The organism is Dokdonia sp. (genome assembly GCF_039945015.1).
Classification (GTDB): domain Bacteria; phylum Bacteroidota; class Bacteroidia; order Flavobacteriales; family Flavobacteriaceae; genus Dokdonia.
Window position 1 is genome coordinate 198,381 of sequence record NZ_JBDUXP010000015.1, and the last position, 8,544, is coordinate 206,924.

Below are 8,544 nucleotides of genomic sequence, written 5' to 3' on the forward strand. Positions count from 1 at the left end.
TACTAACTATTTGGTAGCCCAAAAATAATGTAAATCTGGGTCTTTTATAAATCCTAAGCGCTCGTAAAGGTGTTGCGCTGGATTTGTAACTTCAGTTTGTATAACAATTCCTTTTTGGTGTTCGTCACGACAACGATCTTTAACAGTGTTAATAAGTGCTTGTCCTACACCTTGACTTCTGTATTCTGAATCTATAAATAAATCATTGAGTATGTACATAGATTCCATGCTTACTGAAGAAAAAATAGGATAAAGTTGTGTAAAACCTATAGCTTTTTCTGAGTTCGCTTTCGCGAAAGCGATATATATCACACTTTCTTTGTTTTTAAGTCGCTCCGTAAGGAATAAGCGTGCCTTATTGTTGTCTGGTGTTTGTCTATAAAAAATACGATATCCTTCAAAAAGAGGTACTATAATATCTATATCGTCTATGGTAGCTTGTCGTATATGCATAAAAAAATCTATACTCGAAAGTACAGATTTTTAAATAAAATAGCTTGTGTATTAGAGGTATTTAACCTTTAGACGCTTTTAGTAATTTATTGCGTTCATCTTGTAATTGCCTTCCTAGTTTTTGCTCTTTTTCAAGCGCTTTTCTTTTGTAATCGTCAAAATCAAGCTCTAACTCTTCTAATTTTCGTTTTGCTTGACGTGTTAATGTATTGCTGCTTTTAAATCGGAATATAAATAAGAGTAATCCTAGGAGTAAAACTCCAGCTATTGTCCACATCATTGTTTGGTAACTTCCCTTGCTCATTTGAGAACCAAAAAAGTTCATACTGTCTTTTTCAAGATTTATGCTTTCTAAGTTTTTTTGAGTACTAGATAAACTAGTATTTAAACCAGAGATTTCGGTAGTTTGATCATCTATGCGTTTGTTAAGCGTCGTAATCTTAGATTTTAAACCTATTACAGTATCTGTGAGTTGTTTTCTGTAACGATCTAGTTTAGGTCGCTCTATAACTTTGTATCGTTTTGCAGCATTATTGTAATTACCACTGGATTCTATGACTTGGTCATACTGTTCTATAACAGTTTTTGGAGGAGCCTTTTCAGTTTGTGGTACTTGAGCTTGTACATTTAAGAGCACACCTAAGCATAGACTTACTAGGGGAAGTGTCGCTTTTCTCATGGGTTTATAGGGTATTTAGTCAGTAAAAATTAGTAAATGACTAGTTTATTGGTTTGTTTAAAAACAAAAATACTAGAAATAATCAACTTAGATACGTTTAAAAGTAAGAGTTGGTTCATTCTTTATGAAAAAAAGCTCACTTAATGCATAAGTGAGCTTTTAATATATGATTTCCTCTGTTATTTATAAGAGAGAAGGTGTTCTATTAATAGTATGTAAAACGTCTTACTTTAGAGATGTACTTTGCAAGTCTAATTACTTGATGACTGTATCCATATTCATTATCATACCATACGTATAATAATACATTCTTACCGTCAGATCTAACGATGGTTGCATTACTGTCATATATACTTGGAGCAGATGAACCTACAATATCGCTAGATACAAGTTCATTATCCATAGAGTACTTGATTTGTTCAACAAGTTTCCCTTCTAAAGCATATCTTTTTAGGATCGTATTTAAACCTTCGATACTCGTTTCTTTTTCTAACTCTAAGTTTAGTATAGCTAATGACCCATTAGGAACAGGAACACGTATTGCATTTGAAGTTAACTTACCTTCAAATGAAGGAAGTGCTTTGCTTACCGCTTTTCCAGCTCCAGTTTCTGTAATTACCATGTTAAGAGCAGCAGCTCTTCCTCTACGGTATTTACTATGCATATTATCTACAAGGTTTTGGTCGTTTGTATATGCGTGTATCGTTTCTAAATGTCCAGATTTTACCCCTAAAGAATCTTCCATTGCTTTTAGGATAGGAGTGATGGCATTTGTAGTACAAGATGCTGCAGAAAAGATAGAAACTTCATCAGGATTATGCTCTTCGTGATTTACACCGTGTACAATGTTTGGTATTCCTTTTCCAGGAGCGGTAAGTAATACTTTACTTGCTCCTTTTGCAGCAAGGTGTCTGGTAAGTGCTTCTTTATCTCTAAAGGCACCTGTATTATCTATAATAAGAGCATCATTGATGCCGTATGTTGTATAATCTATATCTTCTGGAGCGTTTGCACTTATAATATGTACAGTAGTTCCATTGATAATTAAAGCGCTTTTCTCTACATCAATAGCTACAGTACCTGGAAAATCACCGTGTACAGAATCACTTTTAAGAAGGGATGCTCTTTTTTCTAAAACAGTAGCGTCTATTTTACCGCGAGTAACAATGGCTCTTAAGCGTAATTGGTTTCCTTTGCCAGTACGTGTCATAAGCTCTCTAGCTAGTAAACGACCTATACGTCCAAAACCATAAAGAACAACGTCTTTTGGAGTGATGTCTTCACTTGTTTTTGCGGGAGTTAGCTTTTTTGCTACAAATGAAGTAGCGCTAATATGGTCTTCTTCAAGATGATATTCATACGTGAGTTTTCCAATATCAAGTTTTGCAGGAGGAAGCTCTAATGTTTTTATAGCTTCTGCGATTTCTACACTATCAAATATAGAAATAGGCTTTCCTACAAAAGCACCAGCATATTCGTGTAAATCTAAAATCTCACTTACATTTCTGTCTATAAGTTGATTTCTAAAAAGTACTAGCTCTATGGATTTGTCATACCATAAATCGCTTGCAATTTTGATAAATGCGACGGTCGCTCTGCGACGATCTGCTTGAAAAGAGAGTTCTGTTTCGTAAGTATCTAGATGACTCATACTACTGTTTAGGTTTTTGGATACTATATTAGTGTAGTATCTCCTTTAAATTTTCGGCAAAAGTATAGATTTCAAACGTTTTCGTTATATAAAAAATCAAAAAAAATCCCTCTTCTTATTAAGAAGAGGGATATATAACCTTTTATTTGGTTTTTTAATCAAAAATAAAGCGGTTTCGTTCTCCTTTTTGATCTAGAAAAACAATACTCACACGTTCATTAGGACTTTTATTTTTGAAAATGCGTTTTACGTCTTCTATGTCTGAAACTTTTTCATCATCTATTTCTGAGATGACGAGTCCTTCTATATTATAACGTCTCATTTCTTGAGTAAGAGTGCGATTAATAACGACTCCATTTTTTGCTTTATATTTCTTAAGATCTTTTGGAGATGCATTTTTCACTTGTATTCCTAGCCTGTCTATATCAAAAGTGACAGATTTTATAAGTTTTACGGGTACGGTAATTTCTTTATCTTCTCGTAAAAGGTATACTTGTACGACATCATCTGGACGTTTTGAGCTGATATATCCAGATAAATCTGAAAATTTATTGATTTTTATATCATCTATACGTTTGATAACATCCCCGCTTTTAATTCCTGCTTTCTCAGCGCCACTTTCAAACTCCACACCACCTACATAAAAGCCTTCGGTAGTTGTAATGTCAAATTCTTCAATAGTCTCTTTATTTAAAGAATTTATAGATCTCCCGCTTACACCTAATATTCCTTTTTGAACAGAGCCATACTGCATGATATCTTCTACAATTTTACGAGCATTATTAGAAGGTACTGCAAAGGCATAACCTACATAAGAACCCGTTTGAGAAGTAATGGCGGTATTAATTCCTATTAATTCTCCATGTATGTTTACAAGAGCTCCACCACTGTTTCCAGGGTTGATGGCGGCATCTGTTTGAATAAAAGATTGTGGATTTGAATCTCTTTCATCTATATCTCTTGCTTTTGCAGAGACAATTCCTGCTGTTACAGTAGAGGTAAGATTAAAAGGGTTTCCAACAGCTAGGACCCATTCTCCTATTTTTGTCGCATCACTATCTCCAAAAGCAATATATGGTAATTCGCCATTGGCATCTATTTTAATAAGAGCAATATCTGCTTTTTCATCAGTACCTATTACCCTTGCGGTGAATTTGCGATTGTCATTTAAGGCAACTTCAATTTCGGTAGCCCCGTCTATTACATGATTATTTGTAATAATAAACCCATCTCCAGAGATGATGACACCACTACCAGAGCCTATCGTTCCTCCTCTTTGACCTCCTCCTCGTAGGAATTCCATCATATTGCGAGGTTGTGTGTATTCTTGTTTATTGCTTACGTGTACAACACTGTGTACAGTACGCTCTGCAGCTTCGGTAAAATCAATACCAGAATTTGCAGCTGCAGTATAGGTTGTAGGAGTATATACAGGAAGACTAGATTGCGGTTTTAAAACAATATCTGAAGTTGTTTGAGGTTCTTCAATAAAGAGTTTGTATGCTCCTAAGGTTATAACACCTGCTAGTACAGCAACAGATAATAAACTTGCTATTTTTTTCATGGTCGTTTTCATTAAGTAATTATATAATGTTAAATTTATAATTTTAGTACATACACAATTCATATTTAACTGCCTTTTAACAGCCGTAGCAAATTGCTAATTTCTTATTTTTGTCGTTTATCTATATAAAGCATGACGATTCCATTTTATAAATATCAAGGGACAGGCAATGATTTTGTTATTATTGATAACCGAACATTGTTCTTCCCCAAAGATGATACCAAGTTTGTGTCAAAGGTTTGTGATCGTAAATTTGGAGTAGGAGCAGATGGGCTTATACTTTTAGAAAACCATCCAGAACTGGATTTTAAAATGGTGTATTATAATGCCGACGGAAATCAGAGTAGTATGTGTGGTAATGGAGGGCGATGTATTGTTGCTTTCGCGAAAGCGTTAAAAATTATTGACTCATCTACTTCTTTTGAAGCGATAGATGGATTACATGAAGCAACAATTAAAGATGGGGTTGTACATTTAAAAATGCAAGATGTGGCTACAATAAAGGCTACTGAAACTTATAGTTTTTTAGATACTGGTTCTCCGCATCATATTCAGTTTGCAGAAAATTTGGAAACGCTAGATGTAAAGAAAGAAGGTGCTAGTATACGTTATAGTGATTTGTATGGAAATGCTGGTAGCAATATTAATTTTGTTGATCAGACTGGATCTGATGTGTTTGCTGTACGAACCTATGAACGCGGGGTAGAGGATGAGACATTAAGTTGTGGTACTGGTGTTACCGCTGTGGCATTAGCTATGCACCACCAAGGGAAAACAGTTTCAAATCGTGTACAGCTTTCTGTAGAAGGAGGAACTTTGGAAGTGAGTTTTGAAAAACAAGCACAGGGATATGAAAATATATTTCTTATCGGCCCAGCAACTCATGTTTTTGAAGGTGTAATTACATGGTAACGCTTAAAGGAAATATCGTTTTTTTAAGAGCTATAGAGCCAGAAGATTTAATCGATATACACCGCATAGAAAATGATGAGCGTCTATGGACTGTGAGTGAAACGCTTGTTCCTTTTTCTTTATATAGTATCAAGGAGTATCTAGCAAATGCACATAAAGATATATATGAAGTAAAGCAATTGCGTTTTGTGATATGTGCTGTTGATTCTGGAAGCTTGATAGGGCTTATTGATCTTTTTGATTTTGACCCTCATAACGCAAGAGCTGGGGTGGGAATTTTAATAGAAGAAGAAGGAAATAGGGGGAAAGGATATGGAAAAGAAGCGCTTGAATTAACAGTGTGTTATTGTAAATCTCATTTAAAAATGCATCAATTATATGCTAATATCCTCGAAGATAATCTAGCTAGTATTCAATTATTTAAAAAAAATGGTTTTGTTGAAGTAGGTATAAAACGAGACTGGAGAAGAGTGAGTGGGGAAGGAGACCGCTTTCGCGAAAGCTATAAAAACGAAATTTTATTACAACATCTATTATAATGTATATCAAAAAAATCTTATTAATAATCGCCATAGTTGGAATCGTAGTATGCGGCATTTTTGCGTATACTGTTTATGGAGCTATTTTTTCTCCTAATACTGCTTTTGATAATGATGAAGCGTATCTTTTTGTAGCCTCTGATGCTACCTTTGATGATGTTAAGAATGACATTGCTCCTTTACTGGAAGATGTTGATGCGTTTGTGTCTGTTGCAAATCGTAAGGGATATACTCAGAATATAAAATCGGGTCGTTTTGTTATTAAAAAAGGGATGAGTAATAATGACATTATTAATACCATCCGTATTAGTAATACGCCTGTTAAAATTGCTTTTAATAATCAAGAGCGTGTCGAGAATCTCGCAGGGCGTATTGCAACCCAAATAGAGACAGATAGTTTGTCATTGCTTTTAGCGATGAAAGATCCTAATTTCTTAAAAGCAAATGGATTTACAGACCAAACAGCATTAACAATGTATATTCCTAATAGCTATGAGTTATTTTGGAATACTTCTGCCGATGATTTTAGAGATCGTATGCTTAAAGAACATAAACGTTTTTGGAATGATACTCGTAAAGCAAAAGCAAAGTTATTAAAGCTTACTCCTCAAGAGGTATATACCGTTGCGTCTATCGTTCAGAAAGAAACGGCAAAAGTAGAGGAGAGGCCTCGTGTTGCTGGAGTATATCTTAATAGACTTAAAAAAGGGATTAAACTTGATGCAGATCCAACAATCATCTATGCAATGAAGAATAAAGCAAACGATTGGGATATGGTTGTCAAGAGAGTGCTTTATAAAGATTTAGAAACCGACTCTCCTTATAATACGTATCGTAATGCTGGAGTTCCTCCAGGACCTATTTTTATGCCAGACATATCTTCTATAGATGCTGTGCTTAATGCCGAGAAACATGGCTATTATTATTTTGTAGCAGATGTAGAGCGATTTGGCTATCATAAATTTGCAAAGACACTCTCGCAACACAATGCAAATAGCGCTGCTTATAAGCGTTGGATTAGCCGTCAGGGAGTAAGACGTTAAACTGTTAATAAACCTGTTCCTAACTTTTGCTTGGCAATCTCTTCTTGAATACGTCTAAGCTGTAACTTTATGATGTAATATGATTGCGTTTTAGTGTTGTGTTTGACGTTTTATTGGGGCGAAAATGTAAATTTTTATATTTTTTAAATTTTTTCTTAAAAGATTCTTAAAAATATAATCACTGGAAAGTACTGAAAACAAAGGAATTCGTTCAATGAACAGTGGTTTCAGAGACTTTATCTAATTTTATTAGGTAGTATCATTTTTTATTATATCTTTGCCGGCCGAAATAGACAGCATTATATAAGGTTTTAAATGTTAAAAAAATCTTAGCAGTCGAAAAGCGATTATATGATTAGAACCCTGGTAAAAGTAACTGTCCTTCCATTTATGATAGGATTATTGTCACTAGGATATATTTCAGAAAAGAAGGATCTCACTAAAACTGACTTTTCTCAATATTCGACAAAAGGTTTAGACCTTTATTACACAGTAGCGTTACCTGAGGATACACTTCAGGATGATATGGATACTTATTTCCCACTAGTTTATACAGGAGATATGTATTTAGGATTTAAAGAAGCACTTGCTTTTAAAGAGTCTCAAGGAAATTATTTTAGCATAAATACCTTAGGTTATATGGGGAAGTATCAATTTGGTGCATCTACATTAGATCTTATAGGTATAAAAAACACAGCAAACTTTATTAAGAATCCAGCTTTACAAGAGCATGCATTTTTATTGAACACTTCTCGTAATAAATGGGTGTTACGTAGAGATATTAAGCGTTATTCTGGAAGATGGATAGGTGGAGTTAAAATCACAGAATCTGGTATTCTTGCTGCAGCGCACCTTGCAGGGCCTGGAAGCGTAAAACGTTTTTTACGTTCTGGAGGAACAGTTGGATTTAATGATGCTTTTGGAACCTCAATTCAAAGTTATTTGAAGAAATTTTCTGGTTTTGATGTGTCATTTGTACAGGCTATTAAGAAGCCAAGGTTGTTAGATATTTTATAGATTGATTATATCCTGATCAATTAAAAAAAAGGCTAGCATTTATAGGTCTTTTTTAATAGTATTCTTATTGACGTCAAGATAAGAGTCAACTCATTTATTTTCTCATAAAAAAACCTCCTAGTGATTAACTAGGAGGTTTTCTTTTATAGTATTCTCTTTTTAAAAAGTCTTATCTTTTTAAGGTAAAGTGCCCTACAAATTCTCTTTGGGTGAATTCTCCATTTGGTTCTGTAAAGTTAACTCTAAACCAATAATCATCAGATTGTAATGGTTGACCATTAAAGGTACCATCCCAACCTTCGCCAGTTGGACTCAACTGTTTGATCAACTTCCCAAAACGATCAAATATGTAAATCTTTGCATTTAGATTTGGTGCCACTCCAATTCCTATGATATTCCACGTATCGTGAAAACCATCTGCATTTGGAGTAAGGAATCTTGGGTAGTCTATAATTCCAATGACCACCTCTGAGATACTACACTCTCCTGAGATTCTACGCCCAAATACCGTATGCTCCCCTGGAGGAACTCCTGTAAAGGTCGTGCTTGATTGGAAAGGACCATCATCTATAGCATATTCAAAATCCTCTGGACTGCTATTAAATGCACTCACATAGGTAACCTCTACCGTATAAAGACCTCCTGGATTAAATGAACTCTCTACAACTTCTGCTGTAAAGACAGGT

9 protein-coding genes are annotated in these 8,544 nt (G+C 34.6%); 4 read left to right on the top strand and 5 right to left on the bottom strand.

What is annotated here, in order from left to right:
* Positions 1-6: 6 nt before the first annotated feature.
* The 4 genes from ABJD27_RS11730 to ABJD27_RS11745 form a co-directional block, all read right to left on the bottom strand.
* Positions 7-453 (bottom strand): GNAT family N-acetyltransferase, encoded by a 447-nt coding sequence (locus tag ABJD27_RS11730; protein WP_348166891.1) that lies wholly within the window; start codon positions 451-453, stop codon positions 7-9.
* Between the two features lie 61 nt (positions 454-514).
* A complete protein-coding gene (locus ABJD27_RS11735; RefSeq protein WP_348166894.1) occupies positions 515-1,132 on the bottom strand; it encodes a hypothetical protein in 618 nt (205 codons plus the stop codon).
* A 205-nt stretch (positions 1,133-1,337) separates the two neighbouring features.
* A complete protein-coding gene (locus ABJD27_RS11740; RefSeq protein ID WP_348166897.1) occupies positions 1,338-2,783 on the bottom strand; it encodes a glyceraldehyde-3-phosphate dehydrogenase in 1,446 nt (481 codons plus the stop codon).
* A gap of 154 nt (positions 2,784-2,937) precedes the next feature.
* Positions 2,938-4,347 (bottom strand): trypsin-like peptidase domain-containing protein, encoded by a 1,410-nt coding sequence (locus ABJD27_RS11745; protein ID WP_348166899.1) that lies wholly within the window; start codon positions 4,345-4,347, stop codon positions 2,938-2,940.
* A gap of 132 nt (positions 4,348-4,479) precedes the next feature.
* Here ABJD27_RS11745 and dapF point away from each other — a divergent pair, with 132 nt between their 5' ends.
* From dapF to ABJD27_RS11765, 4 genes are all read left to right on the top strand, one after another.
* Positions 4,480-5,259 (top strand): diaminopimelate epimerase, encoded by a 780-nt coding sequence (gene dapF, locus ABJD27_RS11750; RefSeq protein ID WP_348166902.1) that lies wholly within the window; start codon positions 4,480-4,482, stop codon positions 5,257-5,259.
* Positions 5,253-5,798 carry a GNAT family N-acetyltransferase gene (locus tag ABJD27_RS11755; RefSeq protein WP_348166905.1) on the top strand — a complete coding sequence of 182 codons (546 nt, stop codon included), beginning with the start codon at positions 5,253-5,255 and terminating at the stop codon, positions 5,796-5,798. Before dapF ends, ABJD27_RS11755 begins: the two co-directional genes overlap by 7 nt.
* Positions 5,798-6,841, top strand: coding sequence for an endolytic transglycosylase MltG (gene mltG, locus ABJD27_RS11760; RefSeq protein ID WP_348166908.1), 1,044 nt, complete (start codon positions 5,798-5,800; stop codon positions 6,839-6,841). The genes ABJD27_RS11755 and mltG overlap by 1 nt, the downstream gene beginning before the upstream one ends.
* 351 nt (positions 6,842-7,192) lie before the next feature.
* Positions 7,193-7,858, top strand: a complete 666-nt coding sequence (locus ABJD27_RS11765) for a peptidoglycan-binding protein LysM (protein ID WP_348166911.1) — start codon at positions 7,193-7,195, stop codon at positions 7,856-7,858.
* Positions 7,859-8,027: 169 nt separating this feature from the next.
* Here ABJD27_RS11765 and ABJD27_RS11770 read toward each other — a convergent pair.
* Positions 8,028-8,544: T9SS type B sorting domain-containing protein (locus ABJD27_RS11770; protein ID WP_348202044.1), on the bottom strand; the 517-nt coding region annotated here is incomplete at its 5' end.

Excerpts from the sequence above, each read along its gene's own strand:
- mltG (WP_348166908.1), top strand. The coding sequence starts at position 5,798 with ATGTATATCAAAAAAATCTTATTAATAATCGCCATAGTTGGAATCGTA.
- ABJD27_RS11745 (WP_348166899.1), bottom strand. The coding sequence starts at position 4,347 with ATGAAAAAAATAGCAAGTTTATTATCTGTTGCTGTACTAGCAGGTGTT.
- ABJD27_RS11765 (WP_348166911.1), top strand. The coding sequence starts at position 7,193 with ATGATTAGAACCCTGGTAAAAGTAACTGTCCTTCCATTTATGATAGGA.
- ABJD27_RS11735 (WP_348166894.1), bottom strand. The coding sequence starts at position 1,132 with ATGAGAAAAGCGACACTTCCCCTAGTAAGTCTATGCTTAGGTGTGCTC.
- dapF (WP_348166902.1), top strand. The coding sequence starts at position 4,480 with ATGACGATTCCATTTTATAAATATCAAGGGACAGGCAATGATTTTGTT.
- ABJD27_RS11755 (WP_348166905.1), top strand. The coding sequence starts at position 5,253 with ATGGTAACGCTTAAAGGAAATATCGTTTTTTTAAGAGCTATAGAGCCA.
- ABJD27_RS11740 (WP_348166897.1), bottom strand. The coding sequence starts at position 2,783 with ATGAGTCATCTAGATACTTACGAAACAGAACTCTCTTTTCAAGCAGAT.
- ABJD27_RS11730 (WP_348166891.1), bottom strand. The coding sequence starts at position 453 with ATGCATATACGACAAGCTACCATAGACGATATAGATATTATAGTACCT.